Origin of the sequence: Nonomuraea sp. NPDC048892 (assembly GCF_040649735.1) — a bacterium.
In the GTDB taxonomy this organism is placed as follows: domain Bacteria; phylum Actinomycetota; class Actinomycetes; order Streptosporangiales; family Streptosporangiaceae; genus Nonomuraea; species Nonomuraea maheshkhaliensis.
The window spans coordinates 50,002-71,464 of sequence record NZ_JBEZFZ010000038.1; the positions used below are offsets into that span (position 1 = coordinate 50,002).

The 21,463-nt window shown below is 71.2% G+C and carries 19 protein-coding genes and 1 pseudogene; 11 read left to right on the forward strand and 9 right to left on the reverse strand.

The window, feature by feature from the left end; translation table 11 throughout:
* Positions 1-2 precede the first annotated feature (2 nt).
* On the forward strand, positions 3-1,058 hold the full coding sequence (locus AB0C28_RS51690) for a LacI family DNA-binding transcriptional regulator (RefSeq protein WP_358084240.1): 1,056 nt from the start codon (positions 3-5) through the stop codon (positions 1,056-1,058).
* A gap of 91 nt (positions 1,059-1,149) precedes the next feature.
* Here the strand turns inward: AB0C28_RS51690 and AB0C28_RS51695 are convergent, their stop codons facing one another.
* Positions 1,150-2,448, reverse strand: a complete 1,299-nt coding sequence (locus AB0C28_RS51695; protein ID WP_358084243.1) for an MFS transporter — start codon at positions 2,446-2,448, stop codon at positions 1,150-1,152.
* 295 nt (positions 2,449-2,743) lie between these two features.
* Between AB0C28_RS51695 and AB0C28_RS51700 the strand changes: the two genes are divergently transcribed.
* Together AB0C28_RS51700 and AB0C28_RS51705 are read left to right on the forward strand one after the other, a co-directional pair.
* Positions 2,744-3,766, forward strand: a complete 1,023-nt coding sequence (locus AB0C28_RS51700) for a hypothetical protein (protein ID WP_357862908.1) — start codon at positions 2,744-2,746, stop codon at positions 3,764-3,766.
* A 119-nt stretch (positions 3,767-3,885) separates the two neighbouring features.
* Positions 3,886-4,653 (forward strand): DUF899 family protein, encoded by a 768-nt coding sequence (locus AB0C28_RS51705; protein WP_358084246.1) that lies wholly within the window; start codon positions 3,886-3,888, stop codon positions 4,651-4,653.
* A 9-nt stretch (positions 4,654-4,662) separates the two neighbouring features.
* Here the strand turns inward: AB0C28_RS51705 and AB0C28_RS51710 are convergent, their stop codons facing one another.
* The 6 genes from AB0C28_RS51710 to AB0C28_RS51735 all read right to left on the reverse strand — a co-directional run bounded on the left by AB0C28_RS51710 (position 4,663) and on the right by AB0C28_RS51735 (position 10,877).
* Positions 4,663-6,081, reverse strand: coding sequence for an MFS transporter (locus AB0C28_RS51710; protein ID WP_358084248.1), 1,419 nt, complete (start codon positions 6,079-6,081; stop codon positions 4,663-4,665).
* A 182-nt stretch (positions 6,082-6,263) separates the two neighbouring features.
* On the reverse strand, positions 6,264-7,373 hold the full coding sequence (locus AB0C28_RS51715) for a DUF3500 domain-containing protein (RefSeq protein WP_358084250.1): 1,110 nt from the start codon (positions 7,371-7,373) through the stop codon (positions 6,264-6,266).
* A 93-nt stretch (positions 7,374-7,466) separates the two neighbouring features.
* Positions 7,467-8,273, reverse strand: coding sequence for an alpha/beta hydrolase (locus AB0C28_RS51720; protein ID WP_358084253.1), 807 nt, complete (start codon positions 8,271-8,273; stop codon positions 7,467-7,469).
* 183 nt (positions 8,274-8,456) lie between these two features.
* Positions 8,457-9,035, reverse strand: coding sequence for a hypothetical protein (locus AB0C28_RS51725; protein WP_357862918.1), 579 nt, complete (start codon positions 9,033-9,035; stop codon positions 8,457-8,459).
* A gap of 31 nt (positions 9,036-9,066) precedes the next feature.
* On the reverse strand, positions 9,067-10,221 hold the full coding sequence (locus tag AB0C28_RS51730) for an aminotransferase class I/II-fold pyridoxal phosphate-dependent enzyme (protein ID WP_358084256.1): 1,155 nt from the start codon (positions 10,219-10,221) through the stop codon (positions 9,067-9,069).
* The gene (locus AB0C28_RS51735) at positions 10,218-10,877 is read right to left on the reverse strand and encodes a methyltransferase (protein ID WP_358084260.1); all 660 of its coding nucleotides are present in this window, start codon (positions 10,875-10,877) and stop codon (positions 10,218-10,220) included. Before AB0C28_RS51735 ends, AB0C28_RS51730 begins: the two co-directional genes overlap by 4 nt.
* Before the next feature lie 188 nt (positions 10,878-11,065).
* Between AB0C28_RS51735 and AB0C28_RS51740 the strand changes: the two genes are divergently transcribed.
* Positions 11,066-12,274 (forward strand): hypothetical protein, encoded by a 1,209-nt coding sequence (locus AB0C28_RS51740; RefSeq protein WP_358084263.1) that lies wholly within the window; start codon positions 11,066-11,068, stop codon positions 12,272-12,274.
* A gap of 28 nt (positions 12,275-12,302) precedes the next feature.
* Here AB0C28_RS51740 and AB0C28_RS51745 read toward each other — a convergent pair whose 3' ends face one another.
* Positions 12,303-12,800, reverse strand: coding sequence for a CAP domain-containing protein (locus AB0C28_RS51745; RefSeq protein ID WP_358084266.1), 498 nt, complete (start codon positions 12,798-12,800; stop codon positions 12,303-12,305).
* A gap of 105 nt (positions 12,801-12,905) precedes the next feature.
* Complete coding sequence (locus AB0C28_RS51750) at positions 12,906-13,685, reverse strand: DeoR/GlpR family DNA-binding transcription regulator (RefSeq protein ID WP_357862928.1); 780 nt, start codon at positions 13,683-13,685, stop codon at positions 12,906-12,908.
* A 137-nt stretch (positions 13,686-13,822) separates the two neighbouring features.
* Between AB0C28_RS51750 and AB0C28_RS51755 the strand changes: the two genes are divergently transcribed.
* The 7 genes and pseudogenes from AB0C28_RS51755 to AB0C28_RS51785 all read left to right on the forward strand — a co-directional run.
* Positions 13,823-14,803, forward strand: coding sequence for a sugar ABC transporter permease (locus AB0C28_RS51755; RefSeq protein ID WP_346106744.1), 981 nt, complete (start codon positions 13,823-13,825; stop codon positions 14,801-14,803).
* A complete protein-coding gene (locus tag AB0C28_RS51760; RefSeq protein WP_357862930.1) occupies positions 14,803-15,675 on the forward strand; it encodes a carbohydrate ABC transporter permease in 873 nt (290 codons plus the stop codon). Before AB0C28_RS51755 ends, AB0C28_RS51760 begins: the two co-directional genes overlap by 1 nt.
* Before the next feature lie 55 nt (positions 15,676-15,730).
* Positions 15,731-17,068, forward strand: coding sequence for an ABC transporter substrate-binding protein (locus tag AB0C28_RS51765; protein WP_358084269.1), 1,338 nt, complete (start codon positions 15,731-15,733; stop codon positions 17,066-17,068).
* A 79-nt stretch (positions 17,069-17,147) separates the two neighbouring features.
* Positions 17,148-17,873, forward strand: coding sequence for a glycerophosphodiester phosphodiesterase family protein (locus AB0C28_RS51770; protein ID WP_357862934.1), 726 nt, complete (start codon positions 17,148-17,150; stop codon positions 17,871-17,873).
* Entirely contained in the window at positions 17,870-18,553 is a 684-nt protein-coding gene (locus tag AB0C28_RS51775) for an HAD family phosphatase (RefSeq protein WP_358084272.1), read from the forward strand. Before AB0C28_RS51770 ends, AB0C28_RS51775 begins: the two co-directional genes overlap by 4 nt.
* Before the next feature lie 226 nt (positions 18,554-18,779).
* A complete protein-coding gene (locus tag AB0C28_RS51780) occupies positions 18,780-19,589 on the forward strand; it encodes a hypothetical protein (protein WP_358084274.1) in 810 nt (269 codons plus the stop codon).
* A gap of 85 nt (positions 19,590-19,674) precedes the next feature.
* Positions 19,675-21,423: pseudogene (locus tag AB0C28_RS51785) on the forward strand (thiamine pyrophosphate-binding protein); the annotation flags it as partial.
* Positions 21,424-21,463: the final 40 nt, after the last annotated feature.

Here is a 21,463-nt window from a genome sequence, read left to right on the forward strand (position 1 = left end):
GCATGGCCAAAGACCCTGCACGGCCCCGGCCGACCATGGCGGAGGTGGCCCGGGCGGCGAAGGTCTCGGTGATGACCGTCTCCTACACCTACGCCCGGCCTGATCGCGTCTCCGAGCCCACCCGGGCCAGGGTCCGCGAGGCCGCCGCCCGGCTGGGATACCCAGGCCCGCATCCGGGGGCGCGTTCGCTGCGCCGGGGGCGGACCGGCAGCCTCGGGGTGGTGCTGGGCGAGCACCTCACCTACGCCTTCGAGGACCCCCAGGCCACCCGGTTCCTGGCCGGCGTCGCCGAGGTCTGCGCCGATCACGGCCTGGGGCTCACGATCGTGCCCATCACCGGGGAGCCTTCCGACGCCGACCGGGTCGCCGAGGCCGCGGTGGACGGGTTCGTCGTCTGGACGACCAGCGACGACGACCCCGTCCTGCCGGCGGTGGCCGCCACCGGCCTCCCGGTTGCCGTGCACGGCGGGCCGCACCACGCGGACCTGCCGTTCGTGGCCATCGACAACCGCGCCGCGGCCCGCGCCGTCGCCGCCGCGGCTTTCGCCGGCGCGCGGCGGCCGATGGTGCTCAGTTTCCCGCTCGATCGCGCCCGTACGCCCGGGGTCCGCGCCGGGCTCGACCCGGCCGAGGCAACGTTCCGCGTGACCCGTGAACGACTGCGCGGAGTCCGTGACGCCTGGGAGGCGGGCGGCGGACGTTGGCCGCAGGTGCGGGTCGCGGTGTGCGCACGCAACAGCGCGAGCGAGGCCGACGCCCTGGCCACCACGTTCCTGACGGGCCCTGATGCGCCGGACGCCGTCATGGCCATGAGCGACGAGCTCGCCCTGGGCCTGCTGCGAGCGGCCGCCCGTGCCGGCCTCGCCGTCCCCGGCGACCTCGCCGTCAGCGGCTGGGACGGCACCGACGCTGCCGCCGCAGCCGGGCTGACGACCGTCGCACAGGACCTGCGCGCCCAGGGGGCCCGCTGCGCGCAGCTGGCGTTGGGCGAGGAGCCGGCGGCCGGCACGGATCCGACCGAGTGGCGCCTGGTCCTGCGCGACTCCACCCGGCGGTGACCGCGTTCGAGCGCCCGACGTCTGGAACGAGAGGAGGCGACACAACAGCTGCTGTACGACGTCACGACCGACCCGCGTGAACGGGCGTCGTTCAGGTGATCGGCTGCTGGGTCAGCCCCAGGTCGGCGCCCTTCGGGTCCTTGACCATCGTGACGGCGGCCAGCGAGATCACGCAGAGCACCATGATGTACGCCCCGATGGACAACGCCGATCCGGTGCCCTGCACCAGCGCCTCGGCGATCGTCGGGGCGAAGGCGCCGCCCAGGATGGCGCCGAGCGCGTAGCCGATGGCCGCGCCGGAATAGCGCACGGAGACGAGGAACATCTCGGCGTACAGGGCCGACATGGGACCGTACGACAGGCCGAGGCCGGTGGCCAGGACGATGATCGCCAGGGCGAAGAGCCAGATGTCGCGGGTCTCCATCAGCAGGAAGAGCGGGATCATCCACACGAACACGACCGCGTACCCGATCTGGAAGGTGCGGACCCGGCCGATCCGGTCCGACAGCGCGCCGCCGTACATCGTGAAGATCAGCCAGGCCACCGACCCGGCGACGGTGGCGAGCAGGACGGACGGCCGGGGCAGGCCGAGCGCGGTGGTGCCGTAGCTGATGAAGTAGGCGATGAGGAGGTAGCCGGCGGCGTTGTTGGCCACGAAGATCAGCGCGGTGAGGACGACGTTCCTGGTGTGGCCGCGGAAGAGGTCGCGCAGCGGCGCGGAGGAGGTCTTGGTGCGCTGCTGCAGCTCCTTGAAGACGGGGCTCTCCTCGACGGCCCGCCGTACCAGGTAGCCGACGATGATCAGCGTCAGCGAGAGCAGGAACGGCACCCGCCAGCCCCACGCCAGGAACTGCTCAGGGGTGGTGAGCGCGCTCATGATCCACAGCACGCCGGTGGCCAGGATGAGCCCGATCGGCACGCCGATCTGCGGGAAGGAGCCCCACAGGCCGCGGCGGTCGCGGGGCGCGTGCTCCACCGCGAGCAGCGCCGCGCCGCCCCATTCGCCGCCCGCCGAGAAGCCCTGGAGAATGCGCAGGAGGATGAGGGCGATGGGCGCCGCCACGCCGATCGTCTCGTACGGCGGCAGCAGGCCGATGAGCATGGTGGCCACGCCCATGAGGAGCAGCGTCAGCACGAGCATGCGCTTGCGGCCCAGCCGGTCGCCGTAGCGGCCGGCGATGATCGCGCCGAGCGGCCGGAACAGGAAGCTGATCCCGATCGTGGCCAGCGAGATGAGCGTCGCCAGGCCGGGGGCCTGCTGGTTGACCGGGGCGAGGAAGAGCGGGCCGAAGACCAGGCCGGCGGCCTGGGCGTAGATGAAGAAGTCGTACCACTCGATGGTGGTGCCGGCCAGGGTGCTGGCGAGGACTTTGCGGTCGTCGGGGGTCATGGATCGAGACTCACTCGGCACGATGAACTCCGTTCCTCACTTCGGGGGGTGCGGCGGCGCGGGTCGCGGGGGTAGCCGCGCACGTTCGGGTGCCGAACGTGCAGAAAGCCGGAGTCCGCCACGATTCGCAGTCTGCCACCGTCGGACGATCTTCCACAGGCCTGCGACTTCGCCCAGGCGACCAAAGCCACCGGCCATGGCAACCAAAGGACCATGGGAGAGCGTCCGGAGGCTGTCGTAGTCCGGCCGTTCGCAGGCAGAGAGGCGCCTCCCGCGCCCGGCACGCTGATCAACCATGGACGACAGACCGAAGGGCGGCCGGCGTGCCGCGTTGCTGCTGGCGGTGATCACTCCGCTCATCGCCGAACTCACCCTGGGCAATCCGCCGCTCAGCCAGATCTGGCTGATGCTGCTGTGGATCCCGATCTACGGCGCCGGCACGGTGCTGATCCGCGAGCTGGTACGGCGGCGCCGCGGGGGCTGGCCGTCCGTGCTGCTGCTCGGGCTGGCGTACGGCATCGTCGAGGAAGGGCTGGTGCTGCAGGCGCTCAGCAGCCCCACCATGTACGGGGTGGCGGGTTGGGCGCCCCGGTTTCTCGGCCTGAACACCGCCTACACCGAGCTCAACCTGCCGTACCACGCCGTCTTCAGCGTGGCGCTGCCGATCCTCCTGACCGACCTGGCCGTCCCGTCCCTGCGTGACCGGCCGTACCTGAAGCGGACGGGTCTGGTGGTCGCCGCGGTGGTGTTCGTGCTGGGCGGGCTGCTGCTGCGGCTGACCGTGGCGACCTCCATCGACCCCGGCTACCAGGCGCCGGTCCCCGTGCTGGCGGGGTGCCTGGTCGCGGTGGTGCTGCTGGCGGTGGTGGCCCTGCGGGTGCTCCCGCCCGCCTGCTCCCCCGCCCGGACCGGGGTGCCGGTTCCCGGGCCGTGGACGGTGGGCGGGTTCGGGCTGGTGGCCGGGTTCGGGTACCTGGCGCTGCTGTTCCCCTTCGGCGGAGCCGGTCAGCCCGCCTTCACCCACGGCGCATGGGTGGCCGTGCCGATGCTGGCCGCGGGGCTGCTCGCCGTACTCACCGGGTGGCTGGTACGGCGCTGGACGGCCGGCCGCTGGTCGGACCGGCACAGCCTCTGCCTGGCGGGCGGGGCATTGGTGGGACACACCGCCTTCGGGGTGGTGGCCAACGCCGCCACCCTCGCCGACAAGGTGCAACTGTCCGCGCTGGGGCTGCTCACCGTGGTCCTGCTGGCACTGCTGGGCCGCCGTACCGGCACCGGTTCGAGCACGCGAACGGCTGCCGAAAAAAGCACGCGATGAAGAAATCCGGTGGCGGTGTCGGATCGGGGCGGTGGCGTTCGTAGCAGGGGTGAGGCCGTCCTTCAGGAACGACACGAAACCGGCCGCTTCCATCCGGCCACCACAGAAAGGATCTCGTCATGACCGACCAGCCCACCGAGGTTTCCCCGATCGCCGACGCGGCCAAGCCTCCGGTCGCCGCCGACCGGGCCGCGTTCCAGGCCGAACTGGACCGGCTCCGGATCCGGGAGAAGGCCCACACCCGCGAGGGCGACGCGATCGCCGCCGCGCGCCGACGCCTGCCGATGGTCGAGGTCGATCCGCGGACCCCGCTGACCGGGCCGGACGGGGAGGTGCCGCTGATCGACCTGTTCGCCGGACGGTCGCAGCTGATCGCCTACTTCCACATGTGGCACACCGGCCATCCCGCCGCGCACCAGTGCGAGGGCTGCACCTTCAGCACCTCCCAGGTCACCGAGCTGGGCTACCTGCACTCCCGCGACGTCAGCTACGCGGTCCTGGCCGAGGGCCCGTACGAGGAGGTCTCGCGCTACCGCGCGTTCATGGGCTACCCCGTCCCCTGGTACGCGGTGCCGCGCGAATCCGTGGACCGGCTGATCGCCGGACGGCACTTCGGCGTCCTGGCCTGCTATCTGCGTGACGGTGACCAGGTGTTCGAGACCTACTGGACCACCGGCCGCGGCAACGAGGTGATGGCGCCTTCGTACGGGCTGCTGGATCTCACCGTCTACGGGCGGCAGGAGACCTGGCAGGACGTGCCGGAAGGCTGGCCGCAACGCTGGGGCTCCAAGGGCGGCCAGTTCCGGCTCGACGGCCGCCCGTCCGCCCAGTGGTCACGCCTGGCGGCCGGCCGCGACGACGACCTCGGCTCTTCAGCCACACCCTGACGCACCCGGCTACGGAGCGCCGGTCTGTCCTTTGCCCATCTTGCGGACGGCGTCCATCTTGCGGACGGCGAGCAGGGACAGCGCGGCGACGACACCGCCGATGACGAAGCCGGCGACGAAGGCCGATTCGGCCGGGACGGCCGACCCTGAAGGGGTCGCGGCGGTGAGGAAGGCGCCGCCGATCTGCGCGCCCGCGGCGAAGGCGACCACCCGGATGACGAGGACCAGGCTGGTGGCGGTGCCGGTGTCGCGATGGTCGACGGTGGTCGCGGTCTTGACGACCACCGCCGTGACGCAGACGCCGCTGGCCAGGGCGACCAGCACCTTGCCGACGACGAGGTGCCAGATCGCGCCGTGCAGGAACGCCAGGGCGAGCAGCGCGGCCATCATGCCGACGACTCCGGCGGTGACCGCGGCGCGCGGGCCGAACCGCCGTGCCGCGATCCCGGCGACCGGCCCGCTGACCGCCGCCGCGACGGCGCCGGGCAGCAGGTAGAACCCGATGTCGGTGGCGCTGGCCGCGAATCCGTAGCCGTCGGCGCTCACCGCGAACAGTTGCGGAACGAGATACATCGACAGCGAGGTGCCCAGGCAGACGGCGAAGGTGATCGCGTACGAGCTCCAGATCGCCGGCCGCGCGAGCAGGTGGAGATCGACCATCGGCGCGGCGGACCGGCGTTCGACCCGGATCCATCCGGCCACGAGGGCGGCCAGGAGCAGGACGAGGGCGCCGAGTTCGAGGGGCTGAGCGCCGGCCTCGGGCACGATCGCGAGCACGACCATGAGCGTCAGCAGGATGCCGCTCAGGAGCACCAGGCCCGGCCAGTCGATCCTGGCGTCCGACCGGACCGGCGGGTCGTCCGGCATGAGCCGGTGGACGAGCAGGGTCGCCACGGCGATGGCGATGGTCGGTATCGCGAACATCCAGTGCCGCGACAGCCCTTCCGCGATGGGTCCGGCGATGAGGGTGCCCAGCATGCCGCCGCCCACGAACAGCCCGCTGACCACCCCGATGGCCACCTGGGAGTCCCCCTGCGGCAGGTGCTTGCGTACCAGGATGAACGACAGGGGCAGCGCGCCCACCATCGCGCCCTGCAGCACCTGGCCGAGCAGCAGCACCGGCAGGTTCGGCGCCAGCGCGGAGACCAGGCCGCCGGCCAGCACCACCGCCATCAGCCGGATCATGACCCGTTTCCCGCCGTACCGGTCACCGAGATTGCCGGTGACGGGCAGGAGGAGCGCGCCGGTGATGAGCAGCGCGATGCTGAGCAGCGCCCCTTGGGCGGGGCTCAGCGACAGTTCGCGTTGCAGCAGCGGGAGCGTCGGTGACACCACCGACTCCAGGGCCCCGGTGGCGGTGGCCAGCAGGCCGAGCGCCGCGACGGCGGCCTTTCCGACGCCGACCGGGGGAGCTTGGGCAGTGCTCATGAAAGTCCTTTCCTCGTTGCCGACGAGTAAGGCGAGTGGAGACGCGTGGAGACGCGTGGGCGTTGTGGAACGCCTCACGGACATGCCGGACGGAACCGGCGGCCCATCATGGGCGCGGGCACCGCCGGTGCGGTGTTCTGCAGGTGATCTTTACCGCCACGGACGGGTGGCGGCCGTTCTCATCACACGTGGTGGGCGGCGTGATGGGCGGCGAGGACGTCGCCGCCGAAGTCGGTCTCCGGGTCCCGCCACACCGCGTGGGCGTGGTTGCCGCCGCGCTGGACGTTGGTCCACTCGACCAGCAGCCGCGGCCCCTGGAGACGGTAGTAGTGCGGCTCCCCCGCCGTGGTGGAGCCGGCCCAGGCGAGGTACACGGCGTCCAGCGCCGCCGGTTCGTCGTAGCGGGGCAGCGGGGACACCCCGTCGGGGACGCGGTCGAGGTAGGTGCCGAGCAGGGCGCGCAGCACCTCGCGCTGCGTGGCGTCGAGCTCGGCGCCGGGCACGCCCTTGGGCGACGGGATGAGGGCCAGCGCCTGCCGGTCCGCGTCCGGGAGGCCGGTGGCGGTCTGCTCGGCGCGGTCCGGGGTGTACGGGCCGGGGCGCCAGAGCTCGCTGCGCCGTACCACGCGGTCGTCGATCCGGGCGGTGTTGCCCGACACGATGTCGTCAGGAGCGCGCGGAAGCAGCACCGCGCGGCCGGCGAGCTCAGGGCCCAGGGAACGGACCAGCTCGCGGGCCAGGTCCTCGGCCGCCCCGAGCGGGCGCAGCGTCGCGCCGCCCAGCAGCGGCGACGCCGCCGGGTCCGCGCCCAGGAAGCACGGCGTCGTGGCGGCGACGCGCCCGTCCGCCACGAGGTAGTTGAGGGAGACGTGGTGGCCGCCGAAGCGCCACCCCCACGGCCGCGAGCCGCCGGGCTCGCCGAAGACACGCAGGTAGTACATGCCGGGGTCGCGGGTACGTTCCCGTCCCCAGTTCACCGAGAAGCCCTCGACGCGGTCGAGCACGTTCTCCAGGCCGAGCACGGTGGCGACGGTGTTGTAGCCGGCCTCGGACAGACCGCTCGCGACCAGCCGCATCACCAGGCGGTGCTGGGCGGGGCGCTGCTGGTGGAAGGTGAGCCCGCCGTGGTCGGTGGGCGTGTAGAACCAGCGGGTACGTTCTCCCTCGCCGCCCTCGCCACTGCCCGGCGGCGGGCCGACCGCCACTGGGCGCTGGTCGTCGTCCAGGGAGTCCAGCCACGTCAGGGCCGCCTCGGCCATCCGGTTGGCGACCTCGCGGCCGGTGTCGATCACTGCTGCCTCCGCTGATCACGGGCCAGCCTGGACGCCTGCGAGGCCGCAGGGCGACCCGACCCGTGCGACATACCGGTACATCCCCGCCGTATGTCATCTCTCAACGGATACTCCGAGGAAATCGCGGATGTAGCCGGCGATCGGCTCCGCGAACTCCATCGCGATCGCATGGCGGCCGTTCTCGATCGCACGCAGCCGGGCGTCCGGGATCCGCTCCTCCATCAGGAGGGCGCCGGAGTAGGGCGCCAGCAGGTCCGCCGTGCCGTGCACGATCAGGGTGGGTGCGGTGATCTCGCCCAGACGGTCCCGGACCTCGTGACGGCGGGCGGCGTCGTGACGGCGGCCGGCCTTGCCCTGATCACGGTACGCCAGCGTCTGGGCGGCCCGGTTGTGCAGCTCGGCCTGGCCTTCGGGGGTGACGAAGAAGTCCTTGACCGCCTGCTGCCGGTCGTCGTGCGACATGTCGAACAGCTCCCCGACCTGCTGCGGGCAGAGCGCGAAGCTCGGCGTGGTCGCGATCAGGACCAGGGACGCGACCCGATCGGGATGCCTGAGTGCCGTGTGCTGCACGACGGCCCCGCCGAAGGAGGTGCCCAGCAGGTGCGCGCGCTCCAGCCCCAGCGCGTCCAACAGGTCGGCGAGGTCGTCGGCGAGGTCGCCCAGCGAGTACGGGACCGGCGGGTTCACGGTGATCCCGGAATCGCGCTGGTCGTAGGAGATCGCCCGGATCCCCGGGCCGAGGTACGAGCGGAGCGTGGCGTACTGGGTGCGGTCGCTCTCACCGCCGTGCACGAGCACGAGCGGCACCCCGCCGCCACCGTCGTCGATGACGCCGACGTCGAGCTCACCCGCCCGTACGGTCTCGGCCGATCCTTCGGGGTCGTGCTCTGCCTGACGCATGGCCACTGCTGGCCCCCTTATTACGGATAGCTCTATGAATTGAGAAGACCGTATCACTTTGTCGCGCCGTTGGGGAGACCTGGATCACAGAGCCAGCGACGTGCTCTCCGATCGCCGCACCCACGGACTCGACGGCTCCGGCCCATGACCACGAGCCCGGTTCCCGGCGGCGAAGGAGGGCGATCAGCCCGCCCGCGCCCACCCGCGCAAGGCGCCCCGGTACGCCTCGGTCAGCCGGATGACGACCTCCCTGCGCGACAGGTCGGTCTCCTCCAGCAGGTCCTGGATCTCCCGGGGGTCGTACATGATGTTGTTCAGGAACAGGGCGTATTCCAGCATCTCGGCCGGCAGGCCGAGGTCGGCGAGCAGTTCCCGCACCGGCCCCGACCAGGCGTCCCGCATCGCGACGATGATCTCGTTCGCGTCGTGCAGCCGCTTCAGGTATCCCTGCCGCGACCGCAGCTGCACCAGCGCAGGGCCGTGCTCGGCGAGCAGGTCCACCCACTTGTCCACCACCGAGTCGAACAGCGGCTGCCCTTCCGCCGTCGACGCCGCGCTGAAGTCGCGCAGTTCTTCGACGACGCTGAGGACATAGGCCGCGAGCGCGTCGTCCACGGTGGAGTAGTAGCGGTAGGCGGTGGCCGGGCCGATCTCCGCGCGGGACGCGACGGCCTGCATGGTGAGCTCATCGGGCGCCTCCCTGGCCAGCTCGCCGACGGCCTCCAGGAGGCGCCGGCGGTTGCGCCGGGTGTCGCTACGCAAGCTTGCCCCCAGTCACCCGAATCCTTCGCCCTCATGGACGCGCAGGCGCAGGATATCCCTCATCGCCGAAGTACCGCACGATGCGGGCCAGCCCGGTCCGCAGGTCGTCCTCGGAGGCGGCGAACGAGATCCGCACGTGCCCCTCACCCGAAGGCCCGTACTCGGCACCGGCCCTGACCAGCACCTTCCGCTCGGCGAGTTCCCTGACGACCACGTCGGAGGGCAGGCCGGCGTCGTAACGGAGGAACCCGTAGAACGCCCCCTCCGGCGGCACCAGCCACAGCCCGGGAACCCCGGTCAGCTGCGCGACCACCAGCTCGCGCCGCCGCCGGTACGTCTCGGCCATGGCGCCGACGACGCCGTCCGGCAGGTCGAGGGCGGCGAGCGCCGCGTGCTGGGCCGCCGTGTTCAGCGAGCCGTTGCTCGTCCGGTGCGCGTGAGCGGCCGCGTCGACCACCTCGCGCGGCCCGGCCAGGTACCCCACCCGCCAGCCGGTCATCGCGTACGTCTTGGAGAACGTCTGCACGTACACCGTCCGGTCCCGCAGCGACTCGATCTCCAGCGCCGAGGTCATCACGTGCCCCGGATAGACCAGCCGGTGGTACGCCTCGTCGCTGACGACCAGGACATCCGAGCCGTCGAGGAGGTCCCCGAGGGCCTTGAGCTCCTGCTCGCAGTGGACGATCCCGGTCGGGTTCGACGGATTCGAGAAGATCATCATCGCCGCCCCTGGCAGCGCCGCGGCCAGGGCATCGAGATCCCAGTGCAGGTCAGGGGCGAGCGGGACGTGGTCCACTGTGCCCCCGGCGAAGACGACCAGATCGGCGTACAGCGAGTAGGCCGGCTCGGGGATGACCACGCGGTCGCCGGGGCCGATCATCGCGAGCACGACGGCGGCCAGCGCCGCGGTGGCGCCGTGGGTGACCACGACGTCGTCCGCGCTCCAGGTCCGTCCGGGACGCCCCGGCAACCTCGCGGCGAGCGCGGCGCGCAACTCCGGCAGGCCCTTCTGATCGGCGTAGTGCGTGTGCCCCGCACGCAGTGCGGCCGCGGCGGCCTCGACCACCGGCGGCGGCGTCGCAAAGTCCGGCTCGCCCATGGCGAGCGACACCGCTCCCGGCGGAGCCGGCGCCAGGGCCGGCCGCCGCGAACGGCGCCGCAGGTCGGCGATCCTGGGGGCGGTCATCGTGCCGCCCCCGCTGGTCCGGAACGCGCGGCGAGGATGCGCCGCCGCAGCGCCTCCTGCTTCTCGACGACCTCGCCGACCGCGGTCACGGCCTCCTTCACCCGGCTCCGGGGGACGACGACGACGCCGTCCGCGTCACCGACCAGCACATCACCCGCCTCCACCACCACCCCGCCGACCGCCACCGGGCCCCCGACGGCGCCCGGCCCGTCCTTGAACGGCCCGGCGGGGGTGATCGTGCGCGCGTAGACGGCCAGGCCCAGCTCGTTCAGCGCCCGTACGTCGCGGATGGCGCCGTCGACCACCGCACCGACGACCCCGGCGTTCACCATGATCTCGCCGATGAGGTCGCCGACCAGCGCCCGGGTCAGGTCCCCGTGCCCGTTGACGACCAGGACGTCACCCGGCCGCGCCTCGTCGAGCGCCCGGTGCACGGCCAGGTTGTCCCCGGACCGCACGTCCACCGTCAGTGCGGTTCCCAGGAGCCCGGCATGCCCGGTGAGCAGCCGGATGCCGCCGTCCATGACGGTCATCCGCCGCAGCGCGTCACCGACGTCGGCGGCCGGCACCTCTCCCAGCCGGCGAATCTCCTCCACCGGCACCCGATCCCAGGGCGGGGCGATGGACACGCTGTCCGTGGGCGCGACAATGAACATGACGATTCTCCATTCTCATATGAGACAGTCATCTCATATGAAGGGATCGTAACCCAGGAACCTCGAAGGGGCCAGGAGCAGAGCGCACGATCTGGGCCGAGCGGCCGCACGCGACAAGACCCGGCCACGTACCGCAAGATCAGTAACCTGGACCGCCGTGCCGCCCATCACGTCAGGAGCCACACCCCATGTACTTCATCCATCGCGATTGGGAAGCCGGGCCGCTGTGCAAGCGGGTCCGGCACGTGCCCGGCCGTACCGTCCTGGAGTGGTTCCGCGGCTTGTGGGAGCCGGACGGGCTCGACCGGGCGCACGCCGAGCTGGACGGCGCGCCGTACGAGCTGGAACGGCTGCGGGAATGCGGCGACACCCCTCCCGAGGACCTGGTCGAGTTGCGCCGCCGGATCCGGATGGAGTTATGGGCCGACCGCGAGCTGCACATCGACGCCCACAGCATCCGCATCAGCAGCATGGGCGCGTTTCTGGAGGAGGCGTTCTACTTCGCCGACGACGAGCGCCAGAATCGCGACAACTGGCCCGAATTCCTCCTCCACCTCAGGGCACTGGTGGGCCCGGACGACGGGGACCTCGCGCCCGCCTTCGAACGCCTCAGCCGGTTCGCGGACGACGCCGGCGAGCTCCCCGAGCCGCATGACGAGGCGCACCGGGCGGCGCTGGAGCACCTGCGCACCGTCACTCCCGACGACGGCCGCCGGCCCGAGCGGACGCTCATCGAGGTCGGCGAGCACCTGGCACAGCTGGCCCTGCACGCGGACGGCATCGGCCACCGGCCCTGGTACGTCTTCGACGACGTCTGGGCCGGCGCCCACCCCGACCTGGCCGCCTCGCTCATCCACTACGCCTACCACTGGGACCCCGGCTGCCCGCGCAGGCACGGGTTTCTGATGCCCTGCCAGAACGAGGACTACCTGGACCTTCACCTGGACCACGCGAACCGGGTCCGCGACTACGAGCCCTACGACGAGCCGCTGGTGACCGCGCTGACCGGCGCACCCAGCGTCGCCGAGCTGCGCCGGAAGATCTTCCAGGACACCGGAACCGGCGAGCAGCGCCTCCTGCTCGTCCTCGACCAGGACCATCAGAGCAAGCTGTTCGGTGTCATCGGCGCCGTGCTGGGCCATCCGGCCCCCGACGCCTGCGAACTCCGCTACTTCCACCTGGTGGATTCCCGCCGCCACCCGAGGCTTTCCTCTCGGCTGATCAAGGCACTCTGCGTCGAGCTGCGGAAGGAGGGCTACAGCAACCTCGTCCTGAGCCAACCACCGACCGGGCTCTGCCCGAGGCGGTTGAAATCGGTCCTTAAAGATGGCACATCGTCAGTCGGCCGAGTGATCCCCTTGACCGATTTCCGCCTCCCCGACCACTATGCCTGGTGAGAGGAGCCGTACTTCCCCTGAAGCGGCGTCAGTCTGCGAAGACCTGCGTCCAGACGATCTTTCCGTCGGAGTCGTCGACGGCGCCGACCCCGATGACGGTGAACTTGCAGTTCATGATGGCGGCCTTGGTTCCGGCGTAGTTCATCCAGGACTGCACGGCCATGGCGGGGGTGCGCTGGCCCTTGCCGAGATTCTCCGACCAGCGGCTGCCGCGTTTGTAGCCGGCCGCCTTGATGCGGTCGATGTGGTCCAGGCCGTCGCTGGAGGTGTGCGAGAAGTAGCCGTGCTCCGCCATGTCGGCCGAGTGCGTGCGGGAGGCACGGTGGAGCTGGGGGTGGTGCTTGAGCGCCCGGCAGCCCTTCTTCTTCGCCCGCCGGGCGTTGACCAGCCGCACCACCATGTTCTCCCGCGCCGTCCCCACCCGGGCGGACGCGGGCACCGTACCGGCCTGCGCCGTGCTCACGGGCACGGCGAACGTGCCCAGGACGGCGGCGGTGACGGTGAGCGACGCGAGGGGACGGCGCATGGGGGCCTCCAGGTGCGGCGGACGTCGGACGGCCCCGCATTCTGGTGCGGCCCGTGGTGACGCGTCATCCTATTTGGAGTTGATCATCGTCCGCGACGGCCGGCACTAGACACGCAGCACCCGAGGCCCGGCGGTGCCGTAGCGTTGGGCGGTGGAGCGGGAGAGTTGTTTGCCGGTGATGATGTACGTCAGCTGCTCGATGTCGGCGAACTTGGCGAAGCTGGCCACCCCGAACTTGGTGTGCTCGCACACCAGCACGGTCTGACGGGCCGCCTGCAGCGCCGCCGTCTTGGCCTGGGCCACGGCCGGATCGGGAGTGGTCAGCCCGCGCTCGAGCGACACGCCGTTGGTGCCCATGAAAGCCAGGTCCACGTTCAGCTCCGCGAGCATCGCGGTCGCCCACCGGTCGACGGTGCCCATGGTCTTCGGGCGGAGCCGGCCGCCGACCATGATGACGTCGTGGTCGGTCTGGCGGTTGAGTTCGGCGGCGATGGTCAGGGAGCGGGTCACGACGGTCATCCGCTGCAGCCGGCGCATCGGCCCGACCAGGTCCTCCGGCAGCGCTCCCTCGTCGAGGAAGACGGTGTCGACGTCGACCATCATGGCGATCGCGGCCTCGGCGATCATCAGCCGTTCCTCGGTCTTGGCCTTGCGCCGGTGCTCGACCGGGGTCTCGTAACGGCCGATGTCCGTGGGGTAGAAGACGCCGTACGAGCGGGCGATCAGGCGCTGCGCCTCAAGGGCCCGCAGGTCCCGGCGCAGCGTGGCGGGTGAGATCGAGAACAGGTCGGCGATGTCGGAGACGACCGCGCGGCCCTCGCTCCTGACGTAGGTGAGGATCCGCTGCTGGCGGTCGAAGGCACGGCCGTGAAACGAGCTTGACACCTTGCGCACACCCTTGCACATCTGGACGAAACGTTCGCGCAATGGTCACAGATTTCGCCTCATATGAACAGATTCGAGCACGAGACCGCCAGTAAAGTCTGCACCTGTTCGACCTCGATGCGGATGGGTGGTAGCCCGTGAGCAGTGGAGCAAGCGATCTCGACTCGAGATCAGCCCTCTCCGACAGCGCCCGCCAAACGGCCGATGCCGGCGGAACAACGCCCGACGGACGGCGCGCCGCGGCACGCCGCCGGCGGCGCGGGTATCTGCTGTTCGCCGCCTTCGCGCTGCCCAACCTGGCGTTGATCGCCGTGTTCTCGTACTGGCCGATCGTCGAGAACGTCTATCTGAGCTTCAGCACGTGGGACTTCATCTCGCCGCAGGCCGAGTGGGCCGGGCTGCTCAACTACCAGTCCCTGTTCAGCGGCTGGTCCTTCCCCGAAGTCCTGTTCCGCACGCTGGTGTGGGTGGTCGTCGTGGTGGTCGTGACGCTGGTGCTCGGCCTGGCGCTGGCGATGTTGTTCGCGCAGCGCCTACGGGGCGCGAACGCGGTGCAGACGCTCGCCTTCGCCCCGCACGTGCTGTCCGGGGCGGCGATCGCGACCATCTGGCTGTTCATCTTCGATCCCAACATCGGCCTCAGCCGGTTGGCGTTCGAGGCGTTCGGAGCCACGTCGCCGGCCTGGACGACCGACGACTCCTGGGCGTTGTGGGCGCTGATCATCGTCTCCATCTGGAAGGGGCTCGGCTTCGTCGCGATCGTCTACCTGGTGGGCATCCAGCAGATCCCGTCCCAGGTGCTGGAGGCGGCCAGGATCGACGGTGCGGGACGGTGGACGCAGTTCCGCCGGATGATCTTCCCGCTGCTCTCCCCCACCACGTTCTTCCTGGTGATCACCCAGACGATCTCGGCCTTCCAGTCCTTCGACGTGATCGCCATGATGACCGGTGGCGGGCCCGCCCGCTCCACCACCACGTTGAGCTGGTTCATCTATGACGAAGCGTTCAACCGCGGCAACGTCGGCGTCTCCAGCGCGGCTTCCATGATCATGTTCGTGGTGCTGATGGCGATCACCGTGCTGCAGTTCCGGTTCGTCGAGCGGAGGGTTCACTACTGATGACGGTCATGCCGACCGCTGCGGCGACCGAGCCCGCCGCGCGGAAGCCCGATTCCCGCCGTACGCGCTGGTGGGGCGTGCTCGCCCTGGTGCTCACGGCCCTGGTCTTCCTGGTCCCGCTCTATCTCTTCGTCAGTACGGCGTTCAAGACCAACGCCGACATCAACAGCTGGCCGATGCGGGTGATCCCGGGGTCGCTGACCCTGGAGAACTTCGTCAACGCCTGGACGCTGGCCCCGTTCGACCAGTTCCTGATCAACTCGGTCGTGGTGGCGGCGATCGGGACGGCGCTCAAGGTGGTGCTGGCCATCTCCACCGCCTACGCCTTCGCCTTCCTGCCGTTCCCCGGCAAGCGTTACCTGTTCATCTTCATGCTCGGCGCGCTGATGGTCCCCGGGCACGTGACGCTGCTGGTGAACTACATCACCATCGGCCAGATGAACCTGCTGAACACCTACGCCGGCCTGATCCTGCCGGGCGTGGCGTCGGCGTTCGGCACCTTCCTGCTGCACCAGTTCTTCCGGTCGCTCCCGTACGAGGTGCTGGAGGCGGCGCAGCTGGACGGCTCGGGGCACCTGCGCACGATCTTCTCGATCATCATGCCGATGTCCCGGCCGGCGATCATCACGGTCGGGCTGATCGCGCTGATCGACGAGTGGAACGGCTTCGTCTGGCCCCTGATCGTGACGAACTCGGTCAACATGCGGACGTTGCCGATCGGCCTGCTCTACCTCAAGGAGAACGACGGCATCAACGACTGGGGCGCGCTGATGGCCGGCACCCTGTTCGTCGTCCTGCCGGTGCTGATCGTCTTCCTGCTGGCACAGCGCTACATCGTGGCCGGCCTGGCCGGCAGCGCGGTCCGACGGTGACGGATCTCATGACCACCATGTGCCGGCGATCCGGTTCGTTCAGAGAGGACCCAGCGTGACGGGGACGAGTTTCAGCCGGCGCCGGCTCCTGACCGGCGCCACCGGGGCCCTGGCCGGCCTGGCCCTGAGCGGCTGCGTCGGCCGGATGGAAGGCGACTACGCCCAGGTGAGCGGGCTGGTGCCGGATCAGTTCCGCCGCCGCCAGCGGGTCGTGCTGTGGAGCGCGTTCACCGCGCACAACGCCGAGGTGCTGCAGACGATCATCGACGGGTTCAACCAGTCGCAGCAGGACATCTACTGCGAGATCCAGCTGTTCCCGGGCTATCCCGCGCTCGACTCGAAGCTGGCCGCCAGCTTCGCCGTAGGGCAGGTTCCCGACCTCGTCACGCTCAGCGACGTGAACTGGAACCGCTACTTCCTCGCCGAGACGCTGGAACCGCTGAGCGGCTACTTCGACGCCGGCTTCGGCCCCGACAAGTATCATCCGCGGTTCCTGGCCGAGGGCACCGTCAGGGACCAGGTCTACTGGCTGCCCTGGGCCCGTTCGACGCCCCTGTTCTACTACAACAAGGAGATCTTCGCCGGCGCCGGGCTGCCCGACCGCGGGCCGAAGACGTTCACCGAGCTGCGGGAGTGGGGGCGCCAGCTCAAGGGCTTCAAGTACAACGGCTCGCCGGTCAAGATGCGCGGCTACACCGGCAAGGACGACTGGTACTTCCAGGGGTCGAGCTGGGCCTTCGGCGGCAGCTACTCCGAGGGCATGTCGACTCGGCTGGAGAGCGAGCAGACCGTCGCCTCTCTGGAGTTCGACCGGGCGTTCATCCACGACGACCAGATGGCCTACCTGGCCAACGACGTCAACGCCGACTTCGCGGCCGGCGTGACGGCGACCATCACCAACTCCACCGGCGCGCTGACCTCGCTGCTCAAGGCGGCCAAGTTCGAGTTCGGCGCGGCCTTCCTGCCCGAGCAGAACGCGACCGGCGTGCCGACAGGAGGCAGCGGGCTGGCGATCATGCGCAACTCGACCAGGACGCGCAAGCAGGCGACCTGGGAGCTGGTCAAGTACCTGGCCGAGACGGGCGCTCCCGAGTGGAGCCTCAACACCGGCTACCTCCCGGTGACGACCAGCTCGCTCAACTCGCCGAAGATCAAGGAACGCAACGCCGCGACGCCCGCGTACCAGGTGGCCCAGGATCAGCTGAGCCGCGCCCGCCAGGCGGACGTGATGCGCCGGTACGTGAACGAGACGATCTCCGAGATGCTGATCGTGCTGCAGAAGGTGTACGCCTCCAACGCCGACCCGCGTGAGGCGCTGCGCGAGGCGAACCGGACCCTCGCCCCGGCCGTCCAGCGGGTGCTGCCGAAGTACCAGCGGCTGGTGGCCTCCTGACCCCTCGACCTCTCGTGCCGCCGCTCCGCCGGCCGGCTCCCCCCACGAGACTCCACAAATCACAGCAGAGAGGAAGATCGTGGCATTTGCCATCGTCGGACATCGCGGCGCCATGGCCGAAGCACCCGAGAACACCATCGCGTCGTTCCGCGTGGCCGAAGAGGTCGGCGTGGACGAGCTGGAGACCGATGTCCGGATCAGCTCGGACGGGCAGCTCTTCATGCTGCACGACGCCACCTTGGACCGGACCGCGGCCGAGCCGGCCGGCCGGGAGCTGGGCCCCGTCGCGGAGCTGACCTGGTCGGAGATCAGCGCCGTCGACGTGGGCGGGGGTGAGCGGGTGCCCACGCTGGAGCAGATGTACGCGGCGACGACCCGCTTCGTCCAGCTGGAGATCAAGGACCTGGCCGCCATCGACGGCCTGACCGACTTCTTCCCCCGGCACCCAGGCTACGCCGAGCGGACGATTCTGACCGGCTTCTCGGTCGAGGCGATGGCCACCGTGGCGAAGAAGCTGCCGGAGATCCCGCGCGGCATCATCGTCTCCAAGTGGACCACCGCCGAGGCCCACCCGGGCGGTTACCGGCAGCTGATCGAGGACACCGGCTCCTCCCGGGTTCACAGCGGCGCGGAGGGACTGACCGCCGAGGTCGTCAAGCGGCTCCACGACGAGGGCGTCCCGGTGCACGGCTGGCCCACGCGCGACGCGGGCGACCTGCGGCGCTGGCTCGAACTCGGTGTGGACGGGACGACCAGCGACGATCCCCGTACGGCGCGGCGGTGGCTGGCCGAGGCGCTCCGTTGACGACGGACACCGCCGCCGCCCGCACCCTGGCGGCGGCGCTGTTCGACATGGACGGCACCCTCTTCGACAGCGAGCCCCTCTGGGACGTGAGCCTCGCCGGCTTCGCCGAGACACTCGGGGGCACACTGGCGGCCGAGACCCGCCGCCGGGTGGTCGGCAGCAACCTGCGCGACACCGCCCGGATCGTCCACGATTCTCTCGGTGTGGCGGCGGACGTCGAGGAGTCGGCCGCCTGGCTGCTGGAACGCACCCGGCAGCTGTTCGCCCTCGGGGTGCCGTGGCGGCCGGGCGCCCAGGCCGTGGTGCGGTCCGTACGCGAGCGCGGCATCCCCACCGCCCTGGTGACCTCAAGCCACCGGGTCCTGGTGGACGAGGTGCTGGCCCAGCTCGACCCCGGGATGTTCGACACCGTGGTCTGCGGCGACGAGGTGACCCGCCCGAAGCCCGACCCGGAGTCCTACCTGACGGCGGCCGACCGGCTGGGCGTCGATCCGCGCGACTGCGTGGCACTGGAGGACTCCCGCCCCGGCATCACGTCGGCGCTGGCGGCGGGCTGCCTGGTGGTGGCCGTGCCGGAGGACGCCGCGGCACTGGCCGAGGGACACGGCGCCGTGGTGGCCGCGCTGGAGACCGTCACCGTCGATCGGCTGATCTCGCTGCTGGCGGCCCGGATCGGCTGAACGGACGCGATAACGCGCCGGCCCCTAGGGAAGGGGTCGGCGCGTTGTCGTGGAACGCTCCATCTTCGGGCGATCCCTCTTGACGAGCTTCGACGTCTTGACGCTTTTTCGAGACTGGGTATCGTATTGCGAAACCAAGGAGTCGCGGCGAGGGGAGCAACTGTGATCGTGACAAGGCACGGGCATCGCGGATCGTGAGGATGCCCGCCCCTTCCATGAGCGCGCCGTGACCGGCGGCGGACCGGCCTTCGTCGACAGCGCGACGGAACTGGGCAGCGAACACCGCGCCGCCGTCGTGGTCGTCGGCTCCCACGGCGGGCTCTACCCGGCCCGGCTCGCGGCCCGGGCCGGCGTCCGGGCGATCGTGTTCAACGACGCCGGTGTCGGCCTCGACCGGGCGGGAGTGGCCGGCCTGGACTACCTCGAAGCGCTCGGGGTGCCGGCCGCGGCCGTGAGCCACGTGACGGCCCGCATCGGGGACGGAGGCGACGCCCTGCGGCACGGCCGCATCTCGTACGCCAACGCGCCCGCGCGGACTCTGGGATGCGCGCCCGGCCTGCCCTGCGGGGAAGCGGCGCGCGCCCTCGCCCGGGCGAGCGCCCCGGCGGCGCGGCCCCCGCGGGTGGAGGAGAGCCGGCACCTGCTGCGTGACGGGCGGCCGCGCGTCTGGGCCCTCGACTCCGCCTCGCTGGCCGGCCCGGGAGACGAAGGGGATGTGCTGGTCACGGGGTCGCACGGCGGTCTGCTGGGCGGGACGCCGGGCACCGCGCTCCGCGTCGCCGCATCCGCCGCCGTCTTCAACGACGCCGGGATCGGCAGGGACGGTGCCGGGCTGGGCCGGCTGCCGGTGCTGGACACGCGCGGGATAGCGGCGGTCACGGTGTCGGCCGCGTCCGCGCGGGTGGGCGACGGGCGCTCCACCTACCACGACGGCGTGCTCTCGGCCGGGAACGAGACCGCGGCCCGCCTCGGAGCCCGCGTGGGCATGCCCACACCCGAGTTCGTCGGCCTCGTACTGAAAGCGACCTCGTACTGAGAACGGCCTCGCACTGACATCGCACGACGATCGACCGGATCGGGATAGGAAGGTGCAATGACGGACTCCAGCACGCACGGCGAGGATCCAGGACGGCCCGTCTCCGGCGGGCGGGCCCTGGCGGAGATGCTCCGGATCTGCGGCGCGGGCCCCATGTTCGGCATGGCCGGTTTCCAGCTGCTGCCGTTCTACGAGGGCGTCCGCGCCCTGGGGATGGAGCACATCCTGGTGAACGACGAGCGGACCGGGGCCTTCGCGGCCGACGCCTACGCCCGGCTGACCGGCCGGCCGGGAATCTGCGACGGCACGCTCGGGCCCGGCGCCACGAACCTGGTCACGGCCCTGGTGGAGTCGCTGAACGCGGGCGTCCCGGTGATCGCCCTGACCGGCGACACCCATCGGGGACACTCCTGGCGCAACATGACGCAGGAGGCCAGGCAGGTGGAGATCCTGCGCCCGGCCGTCAAGGAACTGATCCGAGTCGAGGCCGTCGAGCGCGTCCCCGAGGTGGTCCGGCGGGCGTACACGGTGGCCACGTCGGGACGCCCCGGCCCCGTGGTGATCGACGTGCCGGAGGACGTCGCGCACGCCGAGCACGCCTTCGCGGCGGGCGACCTCCACGCCGACCGCGCGACCGCCCGCGTGCCGGCCCGGCGGACCCGGCCGGACGCGTCCGACGTGGAACGCGCGGCGGAGTCGCTGGCGGGGGCCCGGCGCCCGCTCATCCTGGCGGGCGGCGGCGTGCACCTGTCGGGCGCCCATGACGCCCTGCTGCGCCTGGCGGAGGGCGCGGGCATTCCGGTGGCGCACACGCTGAGCGGCAAAGGCGCGATCCCGTGCGGGCACGAGTTGTCCGCCGGCCTGTTCGGGCGGTTCAGCAGGTACGCACGAGCTCATCGAGTCCTCCGACTGCCTGCTGGTCGTCGGCTGCAAGCTCGGTGAGATCGCCACCAGGCGCTACACCCTGCCCGTGCCGGGCACGCCGGTGATCCACCTCGACATCGTGGCGGAGGAGATCGGCCGCTGGGCACGTACCTCTATCGGGCTCTGGGGGGACGCCCGCGCGGGGCTGTCGGACCTCGCGACCGCACTGGAGCCCGCACTGGAGCCCGCACTGGAGTCCGGCGCGCCGTCCGACGGCCGGGCGGCGTACCTGCTGGAGGTGCGGCGACGCCGCGCCGCGTGGTCGCGCGACGCGCGGGCCCGCTACGAGAGCGACGAGGTGCCGATCGACATGGGACGGCTGATCGGCGAACTCAACCGGACCATGCCCGAGGACGGGGTGCTGGTCGCCGACGGCGGCTTCGCCAGCCACTGGGCCGGGCTCCTGTACGACACCAAGCGGGCGGGCCGGGGGTTCGTGGCCGACCGCGGCTTCGCCTCCATCGGGTACGGCCTGCCGGGAGCGATCGGCGCCGCCCTGGCCGTCCGCGGCACCGGAGCCCCGGTCGTGAGCATCACCGGCGACAGCGGGCTCAACATGACCGTCGGCGACCTGGAGACCGCCCGCCGCGCCGGCGTCGCCTTCACGCTCGTGGTCGTCAACAACGCCGCCTCCGGATACGTCAAGGCGCTCCAGCACGCCGTCTACGGCGCGGGCAACTACCAGTCCGCCGACCTGGTCGAGACGGACTACGCGGAGCTCGCCGGGAGCTTCGGCTGCCACGGGCACCGGGTCGAGCACCCGGAGGAACTGCGGCCGGCGTTGCGGAAGGCGATGGCGGCCCGCGACGCGCCGAGCGTGGTCGACGTCGTGGTGACCCGCGACCCGGGCCGGATGCTGCCCGGCACGGACAATCGCACGCTCACGGTCCGCCCGGGCGACCGCCCGGCCTGACCGCCATGCACGCGAGGCAACGGAGAAGGCGAGGTGT

Bases quoted from the DNA above. Each gene is read 5' to 3' on its own strand.
- AB0C28_RS51760 (WP_357862930.1), top strand. From the start codon at position 14,803: ATGACGGTCATGCCGACCGCTGCGGCGACCGAGCCCGCCGCGCGGAAG.
- AB0C28_RS51735 (WP_358084260.1), bottom strand. From the start codon at position 10,877: ATGTTCATTGTCGCGCCCACGGACAGCGTGTCCATCGCCCCGCCCTGG.
- AB0C28_RS51745 (WP_358084266.1), bottom strand. From the start codon at position 12,800: ATGCGCCGTCCCCTCGCGTCGCTCACCGTCACCGCCGCCGTCCTGGGC.
- AB0C28_RS51695 (WP_358084243.1), bottom strand. From the start codon at position 2,448: ATGACCCCCGACGACCGCAAAGTCCTCGCCAGCACCCTGGCCGGCACC.
- AB0C28_RS51720 (WP_358084253.1), bottom strand. From the start codon at position 8,273: ATGCGTCAGGCAGAGCACGACCCCGAAGGATCGGCCGAGACCGTACGG.
- AB0C28_RS51700 (WP_357862908.1), top strand. From the start codon at position 2,744: ATGGACGACAGACCGAAGGGCGGCCGGCGTGCCGCGTTGCTGCTGGCG.
- AB0C28_RS51690 (WP_358084240.1), top strand. From the start codon at position 3: ATGGCCAAAGACCCTGCACGGCCCCGGCCGACCATGGCGGAGGTGGCC.
- AB0C28_RS51740 (WP_358084263.1), top strand. From the start codon at position 11,066: ATGTACTTCATCCATCGCGATTGGGAAGCCGGGCCGCTGTGCAAGCGG.
- AB0C28_RS51710 (WP_358084248.1), bottom strand. From the start codon at position 6,081: ATGAGCACTGCCCAAGCTCCCCCGGTCGGCGTCGGAAAGGCCGCCGTC.
- AB0C28_RS51730 (WP_358084256.1), bottom strand. From the start codon at position 10,221: ATGACCGCCCCCAGGATCGCCGACCTGCGGCGCCGTTCGCGGCGGCCG.
- AB0C28_RS51705 (WP_358084246.1), top strand. From the start codon at position 3,886: ATGACCGACCAGCCCACCGAGGTTTCCCCGATCGCCGACGCGGCCAAG.